This is a genomic window from Microbacterium invictum, from assembly GCF_014197265.1.
GTDB classification, from domain to species: Bacteria; Actinomycetota; Actinomycetes; order Actinomycetales; family Microbacteriaceae; genus Microbacterium; species Microbacterium invictum.
Map to the genome: position 1 here is coordinate 1,012,484 of NZ_JACIFH010000001.1, position 26,477 is coordinate 1,038,960.

The 26,477-nt window shown below is 70.5% G+C and carries 24 protein-coding genes; 22 read left to right on the forward strand and 2 right to left on the reverse strand.

Annotated features, from left to right (window positions below):
- Window positions 1-45 precede the first annotated feature (45 nt).
- The 9 genes from BKA10_RS04915 to BKA10_RS04955 all read left to right on the forward strand — a co-directional run bounded on the left by BKA10_RS04915 (window position 46) and on the right by BKA10_RS04955 (window position 9,285).
- Window positions 46-396 (forward strand): ATPase, encoded by a 351-nt coding sequence (locus BKA10_RS04915; RefSeq protein ID WP_241739910.1) that lies wholly within the window; start codon window positions 46-48, stop codon window positions 394-396.
- A gap of 67 nt (window positions 397-463) precedes the next feature.
- The gene (alaS, locus tag BKA10_RS04920; RefSeq protein WP_183498859.1) at window positions 464-3,130 is read left to right on the forward strand and encodes an alanine--tRNA ligase; all 2,667 of its coding nucleotides are present in this window, start codon (window positions 464-466) and stop codon (window positions 3,128-3,130) included.
- Window positions 3,127-3,600 (forward strand): Holliday junction resolvase RuvX, encoded by a 474-nt coding sequence (ruvX, locus tag BKA10_RS04925; protein WP_183498860.1) that lies wholly within the window; start codon window positions 3,127-3,129, stop codon window positions 3,598-3,600. The genes alaS and ruvX overlap by 4 nt, the downstream gene beginning before the upstream one ends.
- Complete coding sequence (gene mltG, locus BKA10_RS04930) at window positions 3,600-5,120, forward strand: endolytic transglycosylase MltG (protein ID WP_183498861.1); 1,521 nt, start codon at window positions 3,600-3,602, stop codon at window positions 5,118-5,120. The genes ruvX and mltG overlap by 1 nt, the downstream gene beginning before the upstream one ends.
- A 3-nt stretch (window positions 5,121-5,123) precedes the next feature.
- A complete protein-coding gene (locus BKA10_RS04935; RefSeq protein WP_183498862.1) occupies window positions 5,124-5,957 on the forward strand; it encodes a shikimate dehydrogenase family protein in 834 nt (277 codons plus the stop codon).
- Between the two features lie 4 nt (window positions 5,958-5,961).
- Window positions 5,962-7,173, forward strand: a complete 1,212-nt coding sequence (gene aroC, locus BKA10_RS04940; RefSeq protein ID WP_183498863.1) for a chorismate synthase — start codon at window positions 5,962-5,964, stop codon at window positions 7,171-7,173.
- Entirely contained in the window at window positions 7,170-7,679 is a 510-nt protein-coding gene (locus tag BKA10_RS04945) for a shikimate kinase (protein WP_183498864.1), read from the forward strand. Before aroC ends, BKA10_RS04945 begins: the two co-directional genes overlap by 4 nt.
- Window positions 7,676-8,752, forward strand: a complete 1,077-nt coding sequence (gene aroB / locus BKA10_RS04950) for a 3-dehydroquinate synthase (RefSeq protein WP_183498865.1) — start codon at window positions 7,676-7,678, stop codon at window positions 8,750-8,752. The genes BKA10_RS04945 and aroB overlap by 4 nt, the downstream gene beginning before the upstream one ends.
- The gene (locus tag BKA10_RS04955) at window positions 8,749-9,285 is read left to right on the forward strand and encodes a GNAT family N-acetyltransferase (RefSeq protein WP_183498866.1); all 537 of its coding nucleotides are present in this window, start codon (window positions 8,749-8,751) and stop codon (window positions 9,283-9,285) included. The genes aroB and BKA10_RS04955 overlap by 4 nt, the downstream gene beginning before the upstream one ends.
- Here BKA10_RS04955 and BKA10_RS04960 read toward each other — a convergent pair.
- On the reverse strand, window positions 9,282-9,674 hold the full coding sequence (locus BKA10_RS04960; RefSeq protein WP_183498867.1) for a VOC family protein: 393 nt from the start codon (window positions 9,672-9,674) through the stop codon (window positions 9,282-9,284). The two genes, BKA10_RS04955 and BKA10_RS04960, sit on opposite strands and share 4 nt — an antisense overlap.
- Window positions 9,675-9,714: 40 nt before the next feature.
- On the opposite strand from BKA10_RS04960, the gene aroQ reads away from it, so the two are divergent.
- The 13 genes from aroQ to gmk all read left to right on the forward strand — a co-directional run bounded on the left by aroQ (window position 9,715) and on the right by gmk (window position 25,910).
- A complete protein-coding gene (gene aroQ, locus BKA10_RS04965) occupies window positions 9,715-10,158 on the forward strand; it encodes a type II 3-dehydroquinate dehydratase (RefSeq protein ID WP_183498868.1) in 444 nt (147 codons plus the stop codon).
- 176 nt (window positions 10,159-10,334) lie between these two features.
- Window positions 10,335-10,895 carry an elongation factor P gene (gene efp, locus BKA10_RS04970; protein WP_183498869.1) on the forward strand — a complete coding sequence of 187 codons (561 nt, stop codon included), beginning with the start codon at window positions 10,335-10,337 and terminating at the stop codon, window positions 10,893-10,895.
- Between the two features lies 1 nt (window position 10,896).
- Window positions 10,897-11,307, forward strand: a complete 411-nt coding sequence (gene nusB / locus BKA10_RS04975) for a transcription antitermination factor NusB (protein ID WP_183498870.1) — start codon at window positions 10,897-10,899, stop codon at window positions 11,305-11,307.
- Window positions 11,308-11,342: 35 nt separating this feature from the next.
- Complete coding sequence (locus BKA10_RS04980; RefSeq protein ID WP_183498871.1) at window positions 11,343-14,633, forward strand: DEAD/DEAH box helicase; 3,291 nt, start codon at window positions 11,343-11,345, stop codon at window positions 14,631-14,633.
- 81 nt (window positions 14,634-14,714) lie between these two features.
- On the forward strand, window positions 14,715-16,295 hold the full coding sequence (locus BKA10_RS04985) for a Rieske 2Fe-2S domain-containing protein (RefSeq protein WP_183498872.1): 1,581 nt from the start codon (window positions 14,715-14,717) through the stop codon (window positions 16,293-16,295).
- Window positions 16,296-16,393: 98 nt separating this feature from the next.
- Window positions 16,394-16,939 carry a bifunctional pyr operon transcriptional regulator/uracil phosphoribosyltransferase PyrR gene (pyrR, locus tag BKA10_RS04990; RefSeq protein WP_183498873.1) on the forward strand — a complete coding sequence of 182 codons (546 nt, stop codon included), beginning with the start codon at window positions 16,394-16,396 and terminating at the stop codon, window positions 16,937-16,939.
- The gene (locus tag BKA10_RS04995; protein ID WP_183498874.1) at window positions 16,936-17,907 is read left to right on the forward strand and encodes an aspartate carbamoyltransferase catalytic subunit; all 972 of its coding nucleotides are present in this window, start codon (window positions 16,936-16,938) and stop codon (window positions 17,905-17,907) included. Before pyrR ends, BKA10_RS04995 begins: the two co-directional genes overlap by 4 nt.
- Window positions 17,904-19,208, forward strand: coding sequence for a dihydroorotase (locus BKA10_RS05000; RefSeq protein ID WP_183498875.1), 1,305 nt, complete (start codon window positions 17,904-17,906; stop codon window positions 19,206-19,208). Before BKA10_RS04995 ends, BKA10_RS05000 begins: the two co-directional genes overlap by 4 nt.
- Window positions 19,205-19,726 carry a PH-like domain-containing protein gene (locus BKA10_RS05005; RefSeq protein ID WP_183498876.1) on the forward strand — a complete coding sequence of 174 codons (522 nt, stop codon included), beginning with the start codon at window positions 19,205-19,207 and terminating at the stop codon, window positions 19,724-19,726. Before BKA10_RS05000 ends, BKA10_RS05005 begins: the two co-directional genes overlap by 4 nt.
- The gene (gene carA / locus BKA10_RS05010; protein ID WP_183498877.1) at window positions 19,723-20,877 is read left to right on the forward strand and encodes a glutamine-hydrolyzing carbamoyl-phosphate synthase small subunit; all 1,155 of its coding nucleotides are present in this window, start codon (window positions 19,723-19,725) and stop codon (window positions 20,875-20,877) included. Before BKA10_RS05005 ends, carA begins: the two co-directional genes overlap by 4 nt.
- A complete protein-coding gene (carB, locus tag BKA10_RS05015) occupies window positions 20,877-24,164 on the forward strand; it encodes a carbamoyl-phosphate synthase large subunit (RefSeq protein ID WP_183498878.1) in 3,288 nt (1,095 codons plus the stop codon). The genes carA and carB overlap by 1 nt, the downstream gene beginning before the upstream one ends.
- Window positions 24,161-25,021: an orotidine-5'-phosphate decarboxylase gene (pyrF, locus tag BKA10_RS05020; protein WP_183498879.1), complete on the forward strand. Its 861-nt coding sequence runs from the start codon at window positions 24,161-24,163 to the stop codon at window positions 25,019-25,021. Before carB ends, pyrF begins: the two co-directional genes overlap by 4 nt.
- Entirely contained in the window at window positions 25,014-25,910 is an 897-nt protein-coding gene (gmk, locus tag BKA10_RS05025; RefSeq protein WP_183498880.1) for a guanylate kinase, read from the forward strand. Before pyrF ends, gmk begins: the two co-directional genes overlap by 8 nt.
- Here gmk and BKA10_RS05030 read toward each other — a convergent pair whose 3' ends face one another.
- A complete protein-coding gene (locus BKA10_RS05030; RefSeq protein ID WP_183498881.1) occupies window positions 25,911-26,378 on the reverse strand; it encodes a GNAT family N-acetyltransferase in 468 nt (155 codons plus the stop codon).
- Window positions 26,379-26,477: the final 99 nt, after the last annotated feature.

Sequence of the window (26,477 nt, forward strand, 5' to 3'; positions counted from 1 at the left end):
GGGAGACCCCGGCGCCCCTCGTCGTTTGCACCTAACATGGAACCCATGAAGAAGGCGCTCTGGTTCATGTTCGGCATCGCCGGCGGGTTCGTCGCCGCGCACCTGATGAACAAGGACCCCCGCGGGCACGAGGTGCTCGCCGAGGTGGATGCGCGCATCACCGAGTTCACCGATCGCATCGGCGAGGCATACCGCACGCAGGAAGCCCGCATCGAGGGCCTCGCCGCCGACGTCAAGGATGTTGCCGGCGATGCGCTCGGCAAGGCCGCCGGCGCGGCATCGGGTGCGCTCGACCAGGCCGCCGACACCGCGTCCGACGTGCTCGACAACGCCGCCGATGCGGCATCGGACGCCGCCGATGCGGCCAAGGATGCCGCTGCCAAGCTCACCGACTGACCCCTGCGCCGACCGTTCCGCCCCCGCGGGGCGCTGACATCGCGCACGCATGCCTGAGGACCCACCCATGAAGACCGCTGAGATCGCCCGGCGCTATCTGTCCTACTTCGAGAAGAACGGTCACACCATCGTGCCGTCCGCGTCGCTCGTCAGCGACGATCCCGCGCTGCTGTTCACCGTCGCCGGCATGGTGCCGTTCATCCCGTACCTGCGCGGCGACGTCCCCGCTCCGTACGTGCGCGTGGCCGACAGCCAGAAGTGCCTCCGGACGAACGACATCGAAGAGGTCGGCAAGACGCCCCGCCACGGCACCTTCTTCCAGATGCTCGGCAACTGGTCGTTCGGCGACTACTTCAAAGAGGGCGCGATCGCCTACGCCTGGGAGCTGCTGACCTCCTCCGAGGAAGACGGCGGGCTCGGCTTCGATCCGAAGGACCTGTGGGTCACCGTGTACGAGGAGGACGACGAGGCCCACGACCTGTGGCTGCGACTGACGACGCTTCCCGAAGAGCGCATCCAGCGGCTCGGCAAGGACACCAACTACTGGAGCACCGGGCTTCCCGGCCCGGCCGGCCCCTGCTCGGAGATCTTCTTCGACCGCGGCCCCGCGTACGGGATCGACGGCGGCCCGGCCACCGACGACGACCGTTACGTCGAGATCTGGAATCTCGTCTTCATGGAGTACGAGATCACCGATGTGACGTCGAAGACCGACTTCACCATCGTCGGTGAGCTGCCGGCCAAGAACATCGACACCGGCTTGGGCCTGGAGCGCATCGCGTTCATCAAGCAAGGCGTCGACAACATGTACGAGACCGATCAGGTCCGTCCCGTTCTCGACAGGGCCGTCGCGCTGTCGGGCAAGGCCTACGGAGCCGACCACACCGACGACGTGCGCTTCCGCGTGATCGCCGACCATGTGCGCTCGTCGCTCATGCTGCTCGCCGATGGCGTGACGCCCTCGAACGAGGGTCGCGGCTACATCCTCCGCCGGCTCATGCGCCGCGCCGTGCGCGCCATGCGCCTGCTGGGTGTGGACGGCCCCACCTTCCCCGAGCTGTTCACCGCGTCGCGCGACGCCATGAAGGAGGCGTACCCCGAGGTCGCCGACGACTGGCAGCGCATCTCGCAGTACGCGATCGCCGAAGAAGAGACGTTCCTGCGCACCCTGGCATCCGGTTCCACGATCCTCGATCTCGCGCTCGATGAGACGAAGCGGTCGGGCGGCACGGCCCTCGCCGGAGCCGAGGCCTTCCTGCTGCACGACACCTACGGGTTCCCGATCGATCTGACGCTCGAGGTCGCCGAAGAGGCCGGTCTGTCGGTCGACCGAGACGCCTTCGACACGCTGATGAAGGAACAGCGCGAACGTGCGAAGGCCGATGCCCGCTCGCGCAAGCGTGCGATCGCCGATGTCAGCGTCTACCGCGCCCTGCGCGCCCAGGGCGAGACGGTCTTCACCGGCTACACCGACCTGGAGACCGAGTCGAGCGTGCTCGGGCTGCTCGTGGACGGCCAGTCCGTCACGCGCGCCGGCCAGGGCCAGATCGCCGAGGTCATCCTGGCCGAGACGTCGCTGTACGCCGAGTCGGGCGGCCAGGTCGCCGACAAGGGCATCATCGTCGGGCCCGGCTTCGAGCTCGACGTGCTCGACGTGCAGCGCCCCGTCGCCGGACTCGTGAGCCACACGGTCGAGGTCCGCAGCGGCGAGGTCGGCGTGGGGCAGCCCGCGACGAGCGTGGTGGATGCCGTGAACCGGCGCGCCGCACGCCAGGCGCACTCGGCGACCCACCTCGTCCATGCGGCCCTGCGCGACACGCTCGGCAGGTCGGCGACGCAGGCCGGGTCGCTCAACCGCGCCGGCTACCTGCGCTTCGACTTCACCTGGGGCCAGGGCCTCAGCGAGGCGACGCGGACCGAGATCGAAGAGATCGCCAACAACGCGGTCCGCGACAACCTCGAGGTCACCACGCGCACGATGTCGCTGACCGAGGCGAAGGAACTGGGCGCGATGGCGCTGTTCGGCGAGAAGTACGGGGACACGGTGCGGATGGTCGACATCGGCGGGCCGTGGTCACGTGAGCTGTGCGCCGGGACCCATGTGTCCAGCTCCGCCGAGGTCGGGCTGATCAACCTCGTCGGCGAATCGTCCGTCGGCGCGTCGAACCGGCGCGTGGAGGCGCTCGTCGGACTCGACGCGTTCCGTGAGCTCGCCGCCGAGCGTGCGATCGTGTCGCAGCTCACCTCGAGCCTGAAGACCCCGCGCGACCAGCTGCCAGCGCGCATCGCCGAGCTCGCCGCGAACCTCAAGGCGGCCGAGAAGAAGATCGCGCAGTTCGAGGCGAAGGCCCTCGGCGACAGGCTGCCCGCCCTCGCCGAGACCGCACAGCGCGTCGGCGCGATGCGGGTGGTGGCGCAGTCGCTGGGAACAGCGGCATCCGCCGACGACATCCGCACGCTCGCCCTGCAGCTGCGCGACCGCCTCGGCGCGGACGCCGCGGTCGTGGCCCTCGCCGCGGACGTCAACGGACGGCCCGTGGTCATCATCGCGACGAACGAAGCCGCCCGCGCGGCCGGGGCCAAGGCCGGAGCACTCGTGAAGACGGCGGCATCCATCCTCGGCGGTGGCGGCGGCGGCCGCGACGACGTCGCGCAGGGAGGGGGCACCGACGTGTCCGCACTGCCGGCTGCCCTGTCCGCGATCGCCGGCGCGCTGGAGGGCGCGGCCGCGTGACCGGGTTCCGCCGCGGTGTGCGCCTGGGCGTCGACGTGGGCACGGCCCGCGTCGGGGTCGCCCGATGCGATCGCGACGGGCTGCTGGCGGTGCCGGTGGAGACCGTGCCGCGCACCGGCGAGGCCGTCGCCCGGATCGTGTCGGTGGCCGCGGAGTACGAGGCGATGGAACTGCTCGTCGGCCTGCCGGTCAGCCTGGCGGGCAACGAGACGGCCTCTACCGCCGATGCGCGCGCGTTCGGCGAGGAGCTCGCCACGGCATCGGGACTGCCCGTTCGCCTGGTCGACGAGAGGCTGAGCACGGTCTCGGCGCACGCGGCGCTGAGAGAGTCTGGGAGATCTCAGCGTTCGTCTCGTAAGATTGTCGACCAAGTCGCGGCGGTCGTCCTCCTGCAGCAGGCGATCGACGTCGAGAAGAGCACCGGTAACCCGACCGGCACGCTCGTCAACACCTTCCCGGAGCCCGTCTGATGCCCAGCACGCCGCCGAACGACGATCAGTTCGCGGACCTGTTCAGCACCCTGCCGAACCCCTCCGAGCGGTCGGCACGCACGTCGACGCGGACCGGTCCCACCCCGACAGCAGAGTCCCGCGCACCGCTGAGCCGGCGCGAGGCCCGCGCTGCCGCCGCCCGGGAAGCCGCCGGGCGGCAGGACCCCCCGACACAGAACGACGCCCCGGCACCGCACGCCGCACGGCCGGCGGCCCCGGACCGGCCCGAACCGCACGCGCCGGTCGCGGCGCCGCGCGTGTCGGCAGCCGACTACCCGGTCGTCACCGCCGCCATGGCGGCACGGACCTCCGACGACCAGCCGTCGGAGGCGCCCGAATCCGGGCACACGATCGACGCACTGTTCACCGACGACCCCCACCATCCGCACGACACGCACCATGACCGCGACCGTCGCAAGAGCCGCATCGCCGCCTGGTCGATCTTCGCGATGGTCCTCGCGATCCTCGGCGGGCTGGTGTTCGGCGGATTCTGGGTGTGGAACACGTACGAAGAGCCGATCCGCGAGCTGTTCGGGTGGACCGAGCCGAAGGACTACGAGCCGGGGCTTGCCGAGGGTGAGGCGACCGTCACGATCGTCGACGGCGACACCGGCGCCGACATCTCCGCGACGCTGTACGAGGCGGGCGTGACCAAGACGTCCGGGGTCTTCTACGACTACCTGATCGCCACCGGACAGAACCCCGACTTCCAGCCCGGTGTCTTCGCGCTGCAGCAGACGATGACCGCCGCCGCCGCGCTCGAGATGCTGATGGACCCCGCCAGCAAGCTCGAGAACACCGCCCAGCTGCGCGAGGGGCTCACCGTCGCGCAGACCCTGCCGCTGCTGGCGGACGGCATCGGCCTTCCGATCGAAGAGTTCGAGGCCGCCGTGCAGGACCCGTCCGCATACGGCGTGGACGCCGACAGCCTCGAAGGGTGGCTGTTCCCCGCGACCTACACGTTCAACCCGGACGCCACCGTCCAGCAGGTCATCCAGACCCTCGTCGACCGCACCGTGGAGTCGCTCGACAACGCCGGAGTCCCGGCCGATCGGCGGCACGAGATCCTCACCATCGCGTCGATCATCGAACGCGAGGCCCGATTCGAAGACGACTTCTTCAAGGTCTCGCGCGTGATCCAGAACCGCCTCGATCCGAGCAACACCGAGACGAACGGTCTGCTGCAGATGGATTCGACGGCCCAGTACGGCGCGAACGAGGACGACGGCACCGTCAGTTCCGACGCCGACACGCTCGAAGACGACAACCCGTGGAACACCTACATCCACCCCGGCCTTCCGATCGGTCCGATCGCCAACCCCGGCGACCTCGCGATCACGGCGGCGATGGAGCCGGCCGAGGGTCCGTGGATGTACTTCGTCACGGTGAACCCGTCATCGGGCGAGACCGAGTTCGCCGAGACACACGCGGAGCACGAGCAGCTGGTCGAGAAGTGGCGCCAGTGGTGCAGCGACAACCCCGACAACGGCGACTGCTGATCGATGGCGGCGACGTCACTCGAGGTGTGGGGCGACCCGATCGCGCACAGCCTGTCACCCGCGCTGCACACCGCCGCGTACCGGCACCTCGGCTGGGACTGGACGTACGGGCGTCGCCGGGTCGACGAGGAGCGGTTCACCGCTGAGCTCGCCGGACTCGACGACCGGTTCCGCGGGCTGTCGCTGACCATGCCGCTCAAGTCCGCCGCGTACCGTGCCGCCGCCCGGCGCGATGCGCGCGCCGAGCTGACCTGCGCCGTCAACACCCTCCGCCTCACGCCCGACGGCCCGATCGGGTTCAACACGGACGTCGGTGGCGTCGTCGCGGCGCTTCGCGAAGAGGGGATGGATGCCGTGGCCGAGGCCCGCATCGTCGGCGCGGGCGCCACGGCGACATCGGCCCTCGTCGCCCTGGCCGAGCTGGGCGCGCAGCGCGTCGAGGTGGCGGCCCGGCGGCCCCTGGCGGTCGCGGGACTGGAAGCGCTCGGTGAGCGGATCGGCATCGCCGTCACGCCGGTGTCGCTTGCGGCATCCACTTTCGCAGACGTGCCCCTCACGATCGCGACGCTGCCCGGCGATGCCCGGGTGGCCACGCACACTGCCGACGGGCTCGCCGGCAGCGGCGGGCGGCTGCTCGACGTGGTCTACGGGCACTGGCCGACCTCGCTGTCGGAGGCGTGGGAGGCCGCGGGGAACCGGGCGGTCAGCGGAGCGACGATGCTGCTGCATCAGGCCGTGCTGCAGATCCGCGTCTTCGCCACCGGCGACGTCACCGAGCCGCTCCCGGACGAGCAATCGGTGGTGGCCGTCATGCGGCGTGCGCTCGTGGGAGGATAGAGCAATGCTCCGCGTGCTCACGGCCGGCGAATCGCACGGCCCCGAACTCGTCGCCGTCATGGAGGGATTGCCTGCGGGCGTCCCGATCTCCCGTGCGGCGATCCAGGCCGACCTCGCCCGCCGAAAGCTGGGCTACGGCCGCGGCTCGCGCATGAAGTTCGAAGAGGATGAGCTCACGATCTCGTCCGGCGTCGTCCACGGTTCGAGCCTGGGCAGCCCGATCGCGCTGCGCATCGGCAACACCGAGTGGCCGAAGTGGGCCGAGGTCATGAGCGCCGAGCCGGTGGAGCTGACCGACAAGTCCCGCGGCCGCGGTGCGGCCCTCACGCGGCCGCGCCCGGGCCACGCCGACCTCGTCGGCATGCAGAAGTACGGGTTCGACGAGGCACGGCCGATCCTCGAGCGCGCCAGCGCCCGTGAGACGGCGGCGCGGGTCGCTCTCGGCGCGGTCGCCCGCGCGTTCCTCAGCGAGCTCGGCATCGGCCTGGTCAGCCATACGCTGTCGATCGGCCCGGTGCAGGCGCCGGAAGGTTCCGCACTTCCCACTCCCGGCGACGTCGACGCGCTCGACGCCGACCCGCTGCGGTGCTTCGACGCCGGCACGTCGGCCGCGATGGTCGCGGAGGTCGACGCGGCCCGCAAGGACGGCGACACGCTGGGCGGCATCGTCGAGGTCCTCGCCTACGGCCTGCCGCCCGGGCTCGGCTCGCACGTGCAGTGGGACCGGCGTCTGGACGCGAAGCTCGCCCAGGCGCTCATGAGCATCCAGGCCATCAAGGGCGTCGAGGTCGGCGACGGATTCCAGACGACGCGTCGCCGGGGCTCTGCCGCGCACGACGAGCTGTTCGCCACCGACGACGGCATCACGCGCGCCAGCGACAAGGCCGGCGGCACGGAGGGCGGCATGTCCACGGGAACCGTGCTGCGCGTTCGGGCGGGCATGAAGCCGATCGCGACCGTACCGCGGGCGCTGCGCACGATCGATGTCAGCACCGGAGACGCGGCGACCGCGCACCACCAGCGCTCCGACGTGTGCGCTGTTCCCGCGGCGGGCGTCGTGGCCGAGGCGATGGTGGCGATCACCCTCGCCGATGTGGTGCTCGAGAAGTTCGGCGGCGACCACGTCGCCGAGACGCGCCGCAACGTGCAGTCGTACCTCGCCGCGATCCCCGAGAACCTCCACACCGCGCCCGACAGCGCCGACGCCCCCGAATGAGTGCCCCGGCCCTGGTCCTCATCGGCCCCATGGGCGCCGGCAAGTCCAGCGTCGGGCGCCGCGTCGCCAAGGCGCTCGGCACGTCCTTCTACGACAGCGACGCAGCCGTCGTCCGCGCGCACGGCCCGATCGAGGCGATCTTCGTCGACCACGGCGAAGAGCACTTCCGCGAGCTCGAGCGCGACGCCGTGCAGACCGGCCTCGACCAGGGCGGGGTCGTGGCCCTGGGCGGCGGGGCGATCCTGCATCCCGACACCCAGGCGGCCCTCGCCGCGCACCGGGTCGTGCTGCTGACCGTGTCGCCGCGGATCGTCGCATCCCGCATCGGCGGCACCGCGCGCCCCCTGCTGCAGGACGGCGACGCGGTGACGCGCTGGAACGAGGTCTACGCCTCACGGCGGGCGCTGTACGAGCGCCTCGCCGACGTCACGTTCGACACGTCCACGGGCCCCCTCCAGGCCGTCGTCGACGCCATCGTCACCTGGGCCCGAGGAGAGAGCACATGAGCCAGACCACGGTCATCCCGGTCGGCGGCGACCAGCCCTACGAGGTCCAGGTCGGGCGCGGCATCGTCTCGCGCCTGGGCGAGATCCTTCCCGCCGCGGCGACGCGCGTGCTGATCGTGCACCCGCCGACGCTGAGCGCACAGGCCGAGCAGCTGCGCAGCGCGCTGGGCGCGGACCGCCAGGTGCTGCTGGCCGAGATCCCCGATGCCGAGCAGGGCAAGCGCGTCGAGGTCGCCGCGTTCTGCTGGCAGGTCATGGGGCAGGCCGACTTCACCCGCACCGACGCCGTCATCGGGTTCGGCGGCGGCGCGGTCACCGACCTGGCCGGATTCGTCGCGGCCACGTGGCTGCGCGGCGTCGCCCTCGTGCAGGTGCCGACGACCGTGCTCGGGATGGTGGATGCCGCGGTCGGCGGCAAGACGGGCATCAACACCGCAGAGGGCAAGAACCTCGTGGGCGCCTTCTGGCCGCCGCAGGCCGTGCTCTGCGACCTCGACCTGCTCGACTCGCTGAGCGATCACGAGCGGGTCGCCGGGTTCGCGGAGGTCGTCAAGGCGGGGTTCATCTGGTACCCCGAGATCCTCGACCTCATCGAGGCCGGCCCCGTCGCCGCCGTCGACCCGCGCAGCGACGCGTTCCGCCGCTGCATCGAGCTCGCGATCGAGATGAAGGCGAAGATCGTGGGGGAGGACCTCCGCGAAGCCGGGGTGCGCGAGTTCCTGAACTACGGGCACACCCTCGGCCACGCGATCGAGCACGCCGAGCGCTACCGCTGGCGCCACGGTGCCGCGATCTCGGTCGGCATGCTGTTCGCCGCCGAGCTGTCGCGGCTGGCGGGGCGGTTGCCCGATGCCGCGGCGCAGCGTCACCGCGACATCCTCGAGCTGCTGGGCCTGCCCACGTCATACCGTCCGGGCGCCTGGCCGCAGCTGCTGGCCACGATGCAGCGCGACAAGAAGACGCGCGGCTCGATGCTGCGGTTCATCGTGCTCGACGACATCGCCAAGCCCACCGTGCTGCAGGCGCCCGACGAGTCGCTGCTGTTCGCGGCCTACCAGGAGGTCGCGGGGTGAGCGGTGCCGTCACCGTGCGCCGCGTGCGGCTGCACGAGTGGCGCGAGGTGCGTGACCTGCGCATCGAGGCGGTCAGCGACCCGGCCGCGACCATCGCGTTCCTGTCCACACGCGAGGAGGAGCTCGCCCGCGACGACGCCTTCTGGCAGCGTCGCGCCGCCGACGCGTCGCTCAGCGACCAGGCCGCCCAGTTCATCGCCGCCGCCGCCGACCGGTGGGTCGGCACCGCGACGGTGCTCCTGCGCGAGCCCGGCACCCGCAACCATCTCGGCCACGAGATCACCGTGCCGCGCGCCGACGTCGTCGGGGTGTACCTGGCTCCGGAGCACCGCGGCACCGGCATCCTGCCTCGCCTGTTCGATGAGATCGGCACCTGGGTCGCCGATCGGGGGATCGACGCGCTCCATCTCGATGTCCACGCCGAGAACGTCCGTGCCCAGACTGCATACCGGAAGGCCGGATTCGTGCCGACGGGTGTGACCTTCACGAGCACGATCGGTCCCGAGATCGAGATGCGCCGCGGGCTCGGCTAGCCGCCCTCCGCGACGATCTCGGCTTTGAATCCGGCGCTGTTCTCCAGCCAGCCGGCGTAATGGTCGGGCCCGCCCGCGTGCGGATACCGCTCGTGGTAGAGCGGTGTCCAGCCGTGCGAGCCGGCATCCATCATCACCGCGTCGACCTCGGCCCGGGTGCCGCCCCAGAGGGCGAGGTGATTGAGTCCGGGGCGACGACGATCATGCGGGGCAGCGGCGAGGTTCGGCGACGTCGTGAACGTCACGTACGAGCCACCCGCCGCCCAGGTGCTGCCGTCCGCCCAGTCCGGACCCCGCTCGAACCCGAGACGCTCCAGCAGCCAGCCCCACTCACGACGGGTCTGGTCGAGGTCGGCGATCCAGATCTCGACGTGGTGGATTCCGGGCATGGATGCCATCGTGCCACGCCCGGCTCGCTAGGGTGCTGACGTGACCAATCGGATCCTGCTCGTCAACGGCCCCAACCTGAACCTGCTCGGCACGCGCGAGCCCGCGGTCTACGGACACGAGACCCTCGCCGACGTCGAGGCGCTCGTGGCCAAGACCGCAGCGGCCCGCGGCTTCGAGGTGCGCGCGGTGCAGAGCAACCACGAGGGAGTGCTGATCGATGCGATCCACGCCGCCCGCACCGACTGCGCCGGCATCGTGATCAACCCGGGCGGCCTCACCCACACCTCGGTGGTGCTGCGCGATGCGCTGTCCGGCGTCGCGCTGCCGGTCGCCGAGATCCACATCTCGGACGTGCACGCGCGCGAGGAGTTCCGGCACCACTCGTACATCCACGACGTGGCCGTCGTCCACGTGATCGGCGAAGGCGTCGCCGGCTACGCGAGCGCGGTCAACCAGCTCGCCGACGCCATCACCCAGTCCTGACCCCCTCACCCGACCCGCACGTGCGCACAATCGCGCGAACTGCGCATCCGGAAGGGCGATCCGATGCGAGGTCGGCGCGATTCTGCGGACTTCGTGCCCACCGCCGCGGACCGGTAGAATCGACCGTCGGGCCCCGACTCGCCCACGAACCCACACGAAACGGAAACGCGACACTCATGGCATCCACCGCAGACATCAGGAACGGCGTCGTCCTCAAGATCGACGGACAGCTGTGGAGCGTGGTCGAGTTCCAGCACGTCAAGCCGGGCAAGGGCGGCGCGTTCGTGCGCACGAAGATGAAGAACGTCGTCACCGGCAAGACGGTCGATCGCACGTACAACGCCGGCACGAAGATCGACATCGAGAACGTCGACCGCCGCGATTTCAGCTACCTGTACAACGACGGCGACAACTTCGTGTTCATGGACCTGGCCGACTACGACCAGATCACCGTCCCGGCCGCCACGGTCGGCGACGCCGCGAACTTCATGCTCGAGAACCAGCAGGTTCAGATCGCACTGAACAACGACACGCCGCTGTACGTCGAGCTGCCGGCGTCGGTCGTGCTCGAGATCACCTACACCGAGCCGGGCCTGCAGGGCGACCGCTCGTCGGCCGGCACCAAGTCCGCCACGGTCGAGACAGGCTACGAGATCCAGGTGCCGCTGTTCCTCGAGACGGGCACCAAGGTCAAGGTCGACACCCGCACGGGCGACTACCTCGGCCGCGTGAACTGAGGTGAGCGCACGCTCCAAGGCCCGCAAGCGCGCGCTCGACATCCTGTACCAGTCGGATGTCCGCGGCGACGACCTCGGCACCACTCTCGCCGACGAGGCCAAGCGCGCGGCGAGCGAGCCCGCCCGCGAAGCGTCGTGGCTGTACGCCCGTGAGATCGTCGACGGCGTCATCGACAACCGCGATGAGATCGACGAGCAGATCATCACCCACGCGCGCGACTGGAAGATCGAGCGGATGCCGGCCGTGGATCGCGCGGTCCTCCGCATCGGCGTGTGGGAGATCGTCTTCAACGACGAAGTGCCCACCGCGGTGGCGATCGACGAGGCCGTCGAGCTCGCGAAGGAGTTCTCCACCGACGACTCCGGCTCGTTCGTGCACGGCGTGCTGGCCCGCATCTCGCGCGCCCAGTGAGGACGAGCTGAGTCGCGTCGGCGGCGGATGCGAGGATGGATGCCGTGCCGGCGCCCCGCATCGATGATCAGGCGATCCGCGACCTGACCGATGACGGAGCCTACGGTCGCGGGGCCGCCTACGCCCGCTCGGGCGCCGTGCGCCACATCGCCTGGGACGACCAGGCGAACACGCTGACCGGGCTGGTCGCCGGAAGCGCCGCGCAGCTGTACCGGTGCACGATCCGCATCGACCTCACCGCCGAGCCGCCACGCATCATGTCGGCCCGGTGCTCGTGCCCGATGCAGGCGAGCTGCAAGCACACCGTGGCCACCCTGCTGCGCAGCAACGCCGGCGGCGCGGCGTCCGTCATCCGCTCGCCCGAGACGGCGCCGCGTCCGAGCCCCGTGACCGCCCCGCCACGGCCACCGTCGTGGCGCGACGTGCTCGATCCGCTGCGCGTCCCGGGCGCTCAGCCGCTGGCGCTGGGTCTCGAACTGCGCGTGCGCGAACGTGCGCCCCACGATCCGTGGGGCCCGCAGCGCCTGCGCACCGCGACCGCGCGCGACCTCGCCGGCACGCCCCAGCTCCTGGTCGGGATGCGGCCCATGGCACGCAGCACGAGCACCGGCGCGTGGGTCCGCTCCGGGGTCTCGTGGGACAGCGTGCGCCGCGACGGCCGCCGCTTCGGAGACGCGCAGCGCCGATGGTTCGCCGACCTGTACGGCATCACCCGTGATGTGTACGGCATCACCCGCGACGAAGCGGACTGGGTCACCCTCGACCGGGTCGATTCGGCGCTGCTGTGGCCGCTGCTGACCGCCGCCGCCGCGCACGAGATCCCGCTCGTGAGCGCCGGCAGACGGCAGGAGGTCGCCCTGGCCGGACCGGCCGAGATCGCGGTGGAGCTGGCCGAGGCCTCCGACGGCGCCCTGCGACTCACGCCCCGGGTCACGATCGCGGGTGAGGCGGCCGACATGGCACACGTGCGCGCCGTCGGACGCACGGGCGTCTACCTGTTCGAGACACGCGGCACCGGCATCCATCTCACTCTCGCTCCGGTGACACTCAGCGAAACCGCCCACGCCCTGCTCACCGCGTCGGCAGAGGTCACCGTCCCCGCCGACGAGGCCGGCGAGTTCCTGCGCGAGATGTACCCGCGGCTGGCCCGCTCGGGGCATGTGCGGCCCGCGCCGGGGCTGAAGCTGCCGCCGCCCGAGCCGACGTCGCTCGTGGTCACCGTCGCGTTCCGGCCGCGTGACACCATCGACTACCGCCTGCACTGGCACCGGCCCGGATCGGGCACGGCGTCCTACGACGAAGCCGACCAGAGCGACACGAACGAGACGGCGCTGCGAACCGGCGTGCAGACCGCGTGGGCGAGGGCCGCGCCGCTGCCGTTCGCCGCCGCAGCGACCCTGGCGGGGGTGGATGCCGCGGAGTTCGCCGCGCACGTCCTTCCCGCCCTCGAGGATCTCGACGGCGTGCGGCTCGAGGTCTCGGGCCGGCGGCGCACGTACCGTGAGCTGACCGGCGATCCGCGGATCACCGTGAAGACCGTCGAGTCCACCGATCCGGACTGGTTCGACCTGGGCGTGCTCGTCGAGATCGACGGCCGCCGCATCCCGTTCACGCCGCTGTTCACGGCTCTCGCGACGCGGCGCAAGAAGCTGCTGCTGTCAGACGGACGCTTCTTCTCGCTGGCGCATCCCGCCCTCGACCGGCTGCGCGAGCTCATCGACGAGTCGAACGACCTCATCGAGTGGGAGGCCGGCCCGAAGATCAGCCGTTACCAGCTGCCGATCTGGTCGGACTTCGAAGACCTCGCCGACGAGGCCGAGCCGGCGGTGAACTGGCGCGACACCGCCACCGCGCTGCGCACCATCGACCACATCGATCCAGTCCCGCTTCCGGTGGGTCTGCACGCCGAACTGCGCCCCTACCAGCGCGAGGGCTACGACCGGCTGGCGTTCCTGTGGCGGCACCGGCTGGGCGGGATCCTCGCCGACGACATGGGGCTCGGCAAGACCCTGCAGATACTCTCGCTGCTGGCCCGGGCACGGGAGGACGGCGAGACGCGGCCGTTCCTCGTCGTCGCGCCGACCTCGGTGCTGTCGACCTGGCGCGACGAGGCAGCGCGCTTCACGCCGGGACTGACCGTCGCCACCATCGACGCCACGAGCGCGAAGCGCGGGCGCACGGTCGCGGCCACGGCGGCGAGCGCCGACATCGTCGTCACCTCGTACACCGTGCTGCGCCTCGACGAAGAGGAGTTCGCCGCCGTGGACTGGGCGGTGCTCGTGCTCGACGAGGCGCAGTTCGTCAAGAACGCGAACACCAAGCTCCACCGCGCCGTCGCCGGCCTGCGCACCGAGGTCACCATCGCGGTCACCGGCACGCCGATGGAGAACACCCTCGCCGAGCTGTGGGCACTGCTGTCGCTGACCTGCCCGGGACTGTTCCCGTCTGCGCGGCGCTTCCGCGAGGAGTACATCAAGCCGATCGAGAAGGGCAAGGTACCCGAGAACGAGGAGGACGGCCCGTATCGTGCCCGGCGCCTGGAGCGCCTGCGCCGGCGGATCCGCCCGTTCATGCTGCGGCGCACGAAGGACCTCGTCGCGAAGGACCTGCCGCCCCGTCAGGAGCAGGAGGTCCGCGTCGACCTCAGCCCCGCACACCGCACCGCATACGACACCGTCCTGCAGCGCGAACGGCAGAAGGTGCTGGGGCTGCTGGCCGACCTCGACCGCAACCGGTTCATCGTGTTCCGGTCGCTGACGCTGCTGCGCATGCTCGCGCTGGCCCCATCGCTGGTGGATGCCGGGGACCCCGGCATCCGCTCCAGCAAGCTCGATGCGCTCACCGAGAGACTCGAGGAGCTCATCGCCGAGGGGCACCGCGCACTCGTGTTCAGCCAGTTCACGTCATACCTGAGCCTCGTGCAGGACGCCCTCAACGCGCGGGGCATCGACTACGCCTACCTCGACGGCAGCACGCGCCGCCGCGACGAGGTGATCGGCGGGTTCCGCGCAGGCGACGCGCCGGTGTTCCTGATCAGCCTGAAATCGGGCGGATTCGGTCTCACGCTGACCGAGGCGGACTACGTGTTCCTGCTCGACCCGTGGTGGAACCCGGCCACCGAGGCCCAGGCGATCGACCGCACCCATCGGATCGGCCAGGATCGTCCCGTGAACGTCTACCGGCTCATCGCCGCCGACACGATCGAGGAGAAGGTCGTCGCCCTGCAGCAGCGCAAGGCTCGGCTGTTCCGGGCGGTGCTCGACGACGACGACCTGTTCGCCCGATCGCTCACCGCCGACGACGTCCGCGATCTCTTCGACGCCTGACAGCACGCCCTCACCCGGCTCGGCGCCAGGTTCGGCGCAGTCACTCGCGTAGACTCGTGGCGCTCGATCAGGAGGTACTTCATGCGGATCACAGGCCTGGGCCACGCCGGGATGTTCATCGAAACGGCGGGCGGCAGCATCCTTTGCGACCCGGTCATCGGCCCCACCTTCTTCGGGTCCTGGTTCCCCTTCCCCGACAACCGGGGCCTGGACTGGGAGCGCTTCGGCAACGCCGACTTCCTGTACGTGTCGCACCGGCACCGCGACCACTTCGATCCGGCTCTCATGCACCGCTTCGTCCCCAAGGACATCAAGGTGCTGCTGCCGGACTACCCGACCGACGACCTCGAGCGGGACCTGCGGGGACTCGGCTACGAGAACATCATCTACACGCAGGCGGGCGTCCCCCTGAGCTTCGGCGACCTCACGGTGATGGTCACCCCGCTGCGCGCCCCCAGCGACGGCCCCATCGGAGACTCGTCGCTGTCCGTCGATGACGGCACCGCCAGCATCCTGAACCAGAACGACTCGCACCCGCTCGACCTCGAGAAGCTGCTGTCGTTCTCCCAGCCCGACGCGTACTTCACCCAGGTCTCCGGCGCGATCTGGTGGCCGATGGTCTACGACCTGCCCCAGGATGCGAAGCAGAACTTCGCTCAGCTCAAGCGCGGCGCGCAGAACAAGCGCGCGATGTACTACATCGAGAAGGTCGACGCCGAGCACGTGTTCCCGATGGCGGGGCCGCCGATGTTCCTGCGCGAGGAGCTGTTCAAGTACAACGGGTTCGGGCAGGACGGCGACGCGATCTTCACCGACCAGCGCCAGTTCCTCGCGCACATGAAGGACCTCCGGCCCGAGCAGAAGGGGTACGAGTTCGTCCCCGGCACGGTCGTCGAACTGACCGGCGGCGAGATCTCGGTCACCCAGACCCTGTACACCGAGGCCGAGATCGACCACATCTTCGACGAGAAGTGGGAGTACCTCGCCGAGCAGCAGGGCAGCCGGCAGGACGAGGTCCGCGCCGAGGAGGCCTCGCGCGCACCCGTGCTGCCGCCCGCGGAGATGCTCGCCGAGCTCAAGGCCTGGTGGGAGCCGCTGCTGCGCCGTGGGCGCATCTTCCGCAACGGGGTCGGCGGCCCGGTGCGCATGACCATCGGCGAGCTCGACCTGTGCATCGACTTCCCCAAGGCGAAGGTGCGCGAGTACGCGGGAGAGGAGACCGCCTACTGGTTCACGATCCCCGCCGATCTCGTATCGACGAACATCCGCGACCACGAGATCGACTGGTCCAACTCGATCTTCCTGTCGATGCAGTTCACCGCCGGACGCATCGGCAAGTTCAACGAGTTCATCTACACGTTCTTCAAGTGCCTGTCGCGCGACCGCATCGAGTACGTCGAGAACTGGTACGCCGAGCAGTCCGATGTGTCGGAGGACATCGACCTGAACGACTGGACCGTGCAGCGCCGCTGCCCGCATCTGCGCGCCGACCTGTCCAAGACCGGGAAGATCGAGAACGGCGTCCTCACCTGCTCGCTGCACGACTGGAAGTGGGACCTCGCCAGTGGCAGGTGCCTCACGACGCAGGGCCACCCGATCCGGGCCTCGCGCAGCGCGGACGACGGCATCACCGAGGCCGCCTCGGTGCCCGCCGCCGTCTGACTCGCGCTCGAGAGGGCAGCCCGGCACGGTAGGCTGGACACCGCAAGCAACCCAGCAACCTTTAACCCCGTCCTGTGAGGCGGAGAAGGGAGCGGCGGATGAGCACGCGCACCGCGCTGCCCCGTGTCGTTCTGCACAGTGCCGACATAGCCCGGGCCCTGACTCGGATCTCGCACGAGATCCTCGAGTCCAACAAGGGCCCCGAGAACCTGGTCGTCCTCGGCATCCCGACCCGCGGCGTCACCCTCGCGGAGCGCATCGCTGCGCTGATCGGCGACATCGCGGGGGATCCGGTTCCCGTCGGCGCACTCGACGTGACGATGTACCGCGACGACCTGCACCGAAACCCCACCCGCACGCCGCGCCCGACGCAGATCCCGCCGGACGGCATCGACGGCAAGACCGTCGTGCTCGTCGACGACGTCCTGTTCTCGGGACGGTCCATCCGGGCGGCGCTCGACGCGCTGCAGGACATCGGCCGCCCCGCGGCGGTGCGTCTTGCGATACTCGTCGACCGCGGCCACCGCGAACTGCCGATCCGGCCCGACTTCGTCGGCAAGAACCTGCCCAGCGCCCGCGACGAACGCGTCAACGTCCACCTCGCCGAGGTCGACGGCGTCGAGGAGGTGACGATCGCATCATGAGGCACCTGCTCGACACCAAGACCCTCGCACGGGAGGACGCCCTGCGCATCCTCGACGTCGCCGAGGACATGCGCGACACGCAGAGCCGCGAGGTCAAGAAGCTGCCGACGCTGCGCGGCAAGACGGTCGTCAACCTGTTCTTCGAAGATTCCACCCGCACCCGCATCTCGTTCGAGGCGGCCGCCAAGCGACTGTCGGCCGATGTGATCAACTTCTCCGCCAAGGGCTCGTCGGTCTCGAAGGGCGAGTCACTGCAGGACACCGCGCAGACTCTGCAGGCGATGGGGGCCGACGCCGTGGTCATCCGCCACGGTGCCTCCGGCGCTCCGCACACGCTCGCCACGAGCGGATGGATCTCGGCCGGCGTCCTCAATGCCGGCGACGGCACGCACGAGCACCCCACACAGGCCCTCCTGGACGCCTTCACGATCCGCCGGCGCCTGTTCGCCGATGACAGCCGCGGCCGCGACCTGACCGGCGTGCGCGTCACCATCGTGGGCGACGTGCTGCACTCGCGGGTCGCGCGCTCCAACGTCTGGCTGCTGACGACACTGGGCGCGCGCGTCACGCTGGTGGCCCCGCCGACCCTGGTTCCGCAGGACGTGTCGGCCTGGCCGGTGCAGGTGACCTACGACCTGGACGAGGCGATCTCGGCCGGTCCCGACGCGATCATGATGCTCCGCATCCAGCTGGAACGCATGAATGCCGCCTATTTCCCCACTGAACGGGAGTATTCACGTCGCTGGGGTCTGGATGCCGGGCGGATGGCGGCGCTTCCGGACGGTAGCATTGTCCTGCACCCCGGGCCGATGAACCGCGGGTTGGAGATCTCCGCCGACGCCGCCGATTCCCCGCGGTCGACCGTGCTCGAGCAGGTCGCGAACGGCGTGTCGGTGCGCATGGCGGCCCTGTACCTGCTGCTGGCAGGCGAACGCGACACGAGCAACGCAGAGGAAGAAGCACGATGACACAGGCCATCCTCATCCGCGGTGCACAGCTCGCCTCCGGAGTCACTGCCGATCTCCTCCTCGAAGACGGCCGCATCTCCGAGACGGGCAGCGGCCTGACCCGGACCGGCGCGACGGTCGTCGACGCCGACGGACTGATCGCGCTGCCCGGTCTCGTCGACCTGCACACGCACCTGCGCGAACCCGGCTACGAGGCATCCGAGACGATCCTCAGCGGCTCACGCGCCGCCGCCGCCGGCGGCTACACCACCGTGTTCGCGATGCCCAACACCTCGCCGGTGGCCGACACGGCCGGGGTCGTCGAGCAGGAGCTCGCGCTGGGCGAGGCCGCCGGATACGTCCACGTGCAGCCCATCGGCGCGGTCACCGTCGGGCAGAAGGGCGAGCGTCTGGCCGAACTCGGCGCCATGGCGTCGTCCCGCGCCCGCGTGCGGGTCTTCAGCGACGACGGCTTCTGCGTCTTCGACCCGCTCATCATGCGCCGGGCCCTCGAGTACGTGAAGGCATTCGACGGCGTCATCGCCCAGCACGCGCAGGACCCCCGGCTCACCGAGGGCGCCCAGATGAACGAGGGCACCGTGTCGGCCGAGCTGGGCCTGGCCGGCTGGCCCGCCGTCGCCGAGGAGTCGATCATCGCCCGCGACGTGCTGCTCGCCGAGCACGTCGGCTCCCGGCTGCATGTCTGCCACCTGTCCACCGCCGGGTCGGTCGACATCATCCGGTGGGCCAAGAAGCGCGGCGTGAACGTCACCGCAGAGGTCACCCCCCACCATCTGCTGCTCACCGAGGAGCTCGTGCGCGGGTACGACCCCCGGTTCAAGGTCAACCCGCCGCTGCGCCGCGACGAGGACGTCCTCGCGGTCCGCGAGGGGCTCGCCGACGGCACGATCGACATCGTCGCCACCGACCACGCCCCGCATCCGGCCGAGGCGAAGTCGTGCGAGTGGCAGGCGGCGGCGAACGGCATGGTGGGCCTCGAGTCGGCGCTCCGCGTCGTCCAGCAGGCGATGGTCGACACCGGCCTCATCGGCTGGGACGACGTGGCCCGGGTCATGTCGGCCGCCCCCGCCCGCATCGGCCGGCTCGAACGCGCCGGAACCCCGCTCGAGGTGGGCGCTCCGGCATCCCTCACCCTCTACGACCCGGCGCCGGTCCGCACGTTCTCGCGCGACGACCTGCGCGGGCGCAGCCAGAACTCGCCCTACCTCGGCCGTGAGCTGCCGGGTGAGGTGCGCTGGACATTCTTCGGCGGTCGCCCGACCGTCGCCGACGCCCGCATCGCCGAGGAGGCGCGCGCATGACCCGCGAAGTCCTTCTGCTCATCTTCATCGCCCTCACCGTGGTGCTGATCGGGCTGGGGATCTGGGCGTGGCTGCGACGACGACGCCGGGACAGCGGCCTGCCGGCACCGTTCGCGGAGCTCCCGGAGGGCGCGACCACGACGGCGGTCTTCGCGGGCTTCTACGTCGCCACCACCCGTCATGGCGAGCCGCTCGAGCGTCTCGCCGTCCGCGGGCTCGCGTTCCGCTCCCGCGTGGCGATCACCGTCACCGACATCGGGGTGGCGCTCGACCTCACCGGCCAGCCGCGCATGTTCCTGCCCGCGACGCAGATCCGCGGTGTCGCCCAGGCGACCGTCGCGATCGACCGCGTCGTCGAGAAGGACGGCCTGGTGCGCCTCACCTGGCCCGCCGGCGACCAGCTCGTGGACTCCTATCTGCGGCCGCAGGACGACTCGGCCCGCGCCCTGGCCGATGCGATCACCGGCATCCTCCCCATTTCTGCCCCCGAGACCACACCGACGGGAACCGACGCATGACCTTCACTCTCGATCCCGCTGTCCTCGTCCTCGAGGACGGCAGCCGCCACACCGGACGCGCCTACGGCGCACGCGGCACCACGCTCGGCGAAGTCGTCTTCGCCACCGGCATGACCGGCTACCAGGAGACGCTCACCGACCCGTCCTACGCCGGCCAGATCGTGCTGCAGACCGCGCCGCACATCGGCAACACCGGCATGAACTCCGAGGACGTCGAGTCGCGCCGCATCTGGGTCGCCGGCTACATCGTCCGCGACCCCTCCCGCATCGTGTCGAACTGGCGCTCGGAGGAGTCGCTCGACGACGCCCTGACCCGCGACGGCATCGTCGGCATCAGCGGCATCGACACGCGCGCCGTGACCCGCGTACTGCGCTCGGCGGGCTCGATGCGCGGCGGCGTGTTCTCGGGCGAGGCGGCCGGCCTCGACCCCGAGGAGCAGCTGCGCATCGTCCGCGAGGCGCCGCAGATGGCCGGGCAGAATCTGTCGGCCCAGGTGTCGGTCGCCCAGGCCGAGGTGACCCCGGCGACGGGGGAGCGGATCGGCAGCCTGGCCGTCCTCGACCTGGGCGTCAAGAAGGCGACCGTCGACAATCTCGCCGCCCGCGGGTTCGACGTGCACGTCCTGCCGCAGGATGCCACCATCGACGACATCCGAGCCCTCGACCCGGTCGGGGTCTTCTACTCGAACGGTCCCGGCGACCCCGCCGCCAGCGACGACCACGTGGCGCTGCTGCGCTCGGTGCTCGACGAGAAGCTGCCGTTCTTCGGCATCTGCTTCGGCAACCAGCTGCTGGGCCGTGCCCTCGGCTTCGGCACCTACAAGCTGCCCTTCGGCCACCGCGGCATCAACCAGCCGGTGCTCGACAAGCAGACCGGCCGCGTCGAGATCACGGCGCACAACCACGGCTTCGCCGTCGACGCGCCCACCGAGGGCACCGTCGACAGCCCGGCCGGCTACGGCCGCGTCGAAGTCAGCCACGTCGGCCTCAACGACAACGTCGTGGAGGGCCTGCGCGCCCTCGACCTCCCGGCATTCTCGGTGCAGTACCACCCCGAGGCCGCAGCGGGACCCCACGACGCCAACTACCTGTTCGACCGTTTCCGCGACCTCGTCGTGACGACCATCGCCGCAAAGGCGGAGGGGAAGTAATGCCCAAGCGCGACGACATCACCAGCGTCCTCGTCATCGGCTCCGGGCCGATCGTCATCGGTCAGGCCTGCGAGTTCGACTACTCCGGCACCCAGGCCTGCCGCGTGCTGCGCGAAGAGGGCGTGCGCGTCATCCTCGTCAACTCCAACCCGGCGACCATCATGACCGACCCGGACTTCGCCGATGCGACCTACATCGAGCCGATCACCTGGCAGGTCATCGAGACGATCATCGCGAAGGAGAAGCCCGACGCCATCCTGCCGACCCTGGGCGGTCAGACCGCCCTGAACGCGGCGATCGACCTGCACAATCACGGGATCCTCGCCAAGTACGACGTCGAGCTGATCGGCGCGAACTTCGAGGCGATCAACAAGGGCGAGGACCGTCAGATCTTCAAGCAGCTCGTGATCGACTCCGGCGCGGACGTCGCCGACAGCCGCATCTGCCACACGATGGACGAGGTACTCGCCGGTGCCGCCGAGCTCGGTTACCCGCTCGTGGTGCGCCCGTCGTTCACGATGGGCGGACTCGGCTCGGGCTTCGCGTACGACGAGAACGACCTGCGCCGCATCGCCGGTGCCGGACTGCGCGACTCGCCGACGACCGAGGTGCTCCTGGAGGAGTCCATCCTCGGCTGGAAGGAGTACGAGCTCGAGCTCATGCGCGACACGTCCGACAACACGGTCGTGGTCTGCTCCATCGAGAACGTCGACCCGGTCGGGGTGCACACCGGCGACTCGATCACCGTCGCACCCGCGCTCACCCTCACCGACCGCGAGTACCAGAAGCTGCGCGACATCGGCATCGACATCATCCGCGCCGTGGGCGTGGACACCGGCGGCTGCAACATCCAGTTCGCCGTCGACCCCGCCACCGGCCGCATCATCGTCATCGAGATGAACCCGCGCGTCTCGCGCTCGTCGGCCCTCGCCAGCAAGGCGACCGGCTTCCCGATCGCGAAGATCGCCGCCAAGCTCGCGATCGGCTACCGCCTCGACGAGATCCCGAACGACATCACCAAGGTCACCCCGGCCAGTTTCGAGCCGACCCTGGACTACGTCGTCGTCAAGGTGCCGCGGTTCAACTTCGAGAAGTTCCCCGCCGCCGACACGACCCTCACGACCACCATGAAGTCGGTCGGCGAGGCGATGGCGATCGGCCGCAACTACGCGACCGCGCTGCAGAAGGCGCTGCGCTCCCTCGAGAAGCGCGGCTCGAGCTTCCACTGGGGCGACGAGGACCGCACGGCCGCGGAGCTGCTCGAGATCGCCAAGACACCGACCGACGGCCGCATCGTGGTGCTGCAGCAGGCGCTGCGCAAGGGTGCGACTGTCGCCGAGGCGTTCGACGCGACCGCGATCGACCCGTGGTTCCTCGACCAGATCGTGCTGATCAACGAGGTCGCCGCGTTCGTCGCCGCAGCCCCCGAGCTGGATGCCGCGACGCTGCGCCTCGCGAAGGAGCACGGCTTCAGCGATGCCCAGCTCGCCCAGCTGCGCGGCGGCACCGAGGCCGAGATCCGCGGCATCCGTCATGCCCTCGGCATCCGTCCCGTCTACAAGACGGTCGACACCTGCGCGGGCGAGTTCCCGGCGCTCACGCCGTACCACTACTCGTCCTACGACGCCGAGACCGAGGTGACCCCCTCAGACCGGCAGAAGGTCGTCATCATCGGGTCGGGGCCCAACCGCATCGGGCAGGGCGTCGAGTTCGACTACTCGTGCGTGCACGCGTCGTTCGCGCTGTCGGATGCCGGCTATGAGACCGTCATGGTCAACTGCAACCCCGAGACCGTGTCGACCGACTACGACACCAGCGACCGGCTGTACTTCGAGCCGCTGACCCTCGAGGACGTCCTCGAGGTGCTGCACGCCGAGGCCGCCTCCGGCGAGATCCTCGGCGTCATCTGCCAGCTCGGCGGCCAGACGCCGCTGGGCCTGGCCAAGGGCATCGAGGCTGCGGGCTACGCGATCCTGGGCACTCAGCCGGCCGCGATCGACCTGGCCGAGGAGCGCGAGCAGTTCTCGCGGCTGCTCGAGCGGGCGGGGCTCCTGGCCCCGCGCAGCGGCACGGCCACCGACGAGGCCGGCGCGATCGTCATAGCCGAGGAGATCGGCTACCCGGTTCTCGTGCGCCCCAGCTTCGTGCTCGGTGGCCGTGGCATGGAGATCGTCTACGACACCGACAGCCTGCGCGACTACTTCGTGCGCGTCGCCGACCAGGCCATCATCGGCGAGGGGGCTCCGCTGCTGGTGGACCGCTTCCTCGACGACGCCGTGGAGATCGACGTCGACGCGCTCTTCGACGGCCAGGAGCTATACATCGGCGGCGTCATGGAGCACCTCGAAGAGGCCGGCATCCACTCCGGCGACTCATCGTGCACCCTCCCGCCCATGTCGCTCGGCCGCACCGAGATCGACCGGGTCCGCGTCGCCACGCACGCGATCGCGGAGGGCGTCGGCGTCCGTGGACTGCTGAACGTGCAGTTCGCGGTGTCGGCGGGGGTTCTCTACGTCATCGAGGCGAACCCCCGCGCAAGTCGCACGGTGCCGTTCGTGTCGAAGGCGCTCGGCATCCCGCTGGCGAAGGCGGCCAGCCGCATCATGACCGGCAGCACCATCGCCGAGCTGAAGGACGAGGGGCTGCTGCCCGCACAGGACGGCTCGCGGGTGCCGCTGGATTCCCCGGTCGCCGTCAAGGAGGCCGTGCTGCCGTTCAAGCGGTTCCGCACGGCCGACGGCCACACCGTCGACTCGGTGCTCGGCCCCGAGATGCGCTCGACCGGCGAGGTCATGGGCATCGACCGCGACTTCCCGACGGCGTTCGCGAAGAGCCAGGCAGCCGCGTACGGCGGCATGCCTACGTCGGGCACCGTGTTCCTCTCGGTGGCCGACGACGACAAGCGCGCGGTGATCCTGCCCGCCCACCGGCTGCAGGAACTCGGCTTCCGGCTGACCGCGACCGAGGGCACCGCCGAGATCCTCGCGCGCAACGGCATCCGCGTCGAGATCGTGCGCAAGTTCTCCGACACGCAGCAGTCGGGGGAGCGCAACGTCATCGACCTCATCAACGCCGGCGAGATCGACATCGTCGTGAACACCCCCTCGGGCGGCATCGCACGCGCCGACGGTTACGAGATCCGCGCGGCCGCCGTCGCCGCGGACAAGGCGCTGTTCACCACGATGGCCGTGCTCGGCGCCGCGGTCACGTCGCTGCCGGTGCTGCGCGAAGGATTCCGCGTCCGGAGCCTGCAGGAGTATGCCGAAGACCGGAAGGCCGCGGGATGACGGGATTCGGCACGCGCCTGCGCGCGGCCATGGACGCCTCGGGGCAGCTGTGCGTGGGGATCGACCCGCACGCCGGGCTGCTGACTGAGTGGGGGCTGGATGCCACGGCATCCGGTGCCCGCGAATTCGGGCTGCGCGTCGTCGGCGCCGCGGCCGGGCGCGTCCCGGTGGTCAAGCCGCAGGTGGCGTTCTTCGAGCGCTTCGGCTCGGCCGGCTTCGCCGCCCTCGAAGAGGTCATCGCCGCCGCCCGGGCCGCCGGGCTCCTGGTGCTCGCCGACGCCAAGCGCGGCGACATCGGCTCGACCATGGACGGCTACGCCGAGGCGTGGCTCGCCGCCGGCTCTCCGCTGGAGTCGGATGCCGTGACCGTGAGCCCCTACCTCGGTCCCGGCTCGCTGCGCGGCATCGTCAGCGCGGCGGTACGGTCCGGCAAGGGCTTGTTCGTGCTCGCCGCGACCTCGAACCCGGAAGCCCTCGGCGTGCAGTCCGCCGAAGTGACGGTCGCCGACGCCCAGCGCGGGCAGTCGGTCGCCGACTGGGTCGCGCACGGCCTGGCCTGGGCGAACTCGTCGCCCGCCGCCGGTGACGGGCTCGGCCCGATCGGCTTCGTCGTGGGCGCCACCGTCGACCGCGCACAGGTCGGGCTCACCGACGACGCCCTGCGGGACGCCCCGATCCTCGCACCGGGGTTCGGGGCCCAAGGCGCGCGCCTGGCCGACCTCGGCGCGCTGTTCGGCGATCTCGCGCCCCAGGTCCTGGCATCTGCGAGCCGCAGCATTCTCGGCGCCGGCCCCGGCGGGCTGGTCGCCGCCATCGACGCACACAACAGAGAGCTCCAGGAGGGCATCCATGGCTGAGGGACAGCGTCCGCCCGAGGTCGATCGCGTCGCCGCATCCAGGCGCGCGGTCGCCGCACGGCGGGAGCGTGCCGCGCTCAAACGCGATGTGACGACGCGGGTCATCACCCCGCAGGAGCTTCTGCGTCGCGCCCAGTCGCATCCCGAGTCGCCGGCCGGGGCGATGCGGATCACCGAGTTCCTCACCGCGATTCCGGCCGTCGGCGAGGGCAAGCGCGACCGCATCCTGGCATCCCTCGAGATCTCACCGGTCAAGCGCCTGGGCGGTTTGGGCGTGCGCCAGCGGGTCGTCCTGCGCCGGTTCCTCGACGAGCGCTGGCCAGAACCCGCGCCCCGCGATGCGCGCAGCAACCTGATCGTGCTGGCGGGCCCGACGGCCGTCGGCAAGGGCACCGTCGCCGCGCACATCAAGGCGCACCACCCCGAGATCCTGCTGTCGGTGTCGGCCACCACGCGTGCGCCGCGCCCCGGTGAAGTCGACGGCGAGCACTACTTCTTCGTCGACGATGCGGAGTTCGACCGGCTCATCTCGAGCGGCGAGCTGCTCGAGCACGCCACGGTGCACAACGCCTTCCGCTACGGCACGCCGAAGGCGCCGATCGAGAGCGCCCTCGCCGAGGGCCGCACCGTGCTGCTCGAGATCGACCTCCAGGGTGCGCGCCAGGTGCGTGAGGCGGCGCCGGACGCGAACCTCGTCTTCCTGCTGCCGCCGAGCTGGGACGAGCTCGTGCAGCGCCTCGTCGGCCGCGGCACCGAGGGCGAGGAAGAGCGTACGCGGCGTCTGAAGACCGCACGCCGCGAGCTTGCCTCACAAGGCGAATTCGACCACCACGTGGTCAACGACGATGTGGCCCGCGCCGCCGCCGAGGTGGCCGCGCTCGCACACTGATCACGGTCGTCGAATGACCTTGACGAGCGTCTCGTCGACCTCGGTCGCGGTGCGGCGGACGCCGTCCGCGTCGACGTACTCATACGTGACGGTCGACAGTTCGCCCGTGCCGACATACCCGAGGCGCTCATACAGCGCGCGAGCGCGGGGATTGTCCTCAGCGACCCCCACGGCCAGCTGACCACCGCCGGCGACACGCGCTTCGGCGGCGGCGATGAGCGCGCTGCCCACGCCGAGACCCCGATGCGTCGCAACGACGTTCAGGTTCTTCAGCTCGGCATGGGAAGTCGATACCAGTTGCCCAGAACCCACGCAGCGGTCGCCCTCCCAGGCCACCAAGAGCACGCTGTATCCGCTCTGCTGCTGCTCCCACATGGCGCGCACAAAACCCTGGCCGGGCGGTTCGTCGGCTTCGATCCGCTCGATCTCCGCCTCCGCCAGCCGGCGCACCTCGACGTCGTCACTCATGGCCCTCATCCAAGCATGGGCGGCAGCAGGTGATCGAAGAGCTGAGACGCCGGGTGGGACAGCCGTCGGGCGGGATCTGATCTCACGTCTACGGCGCGA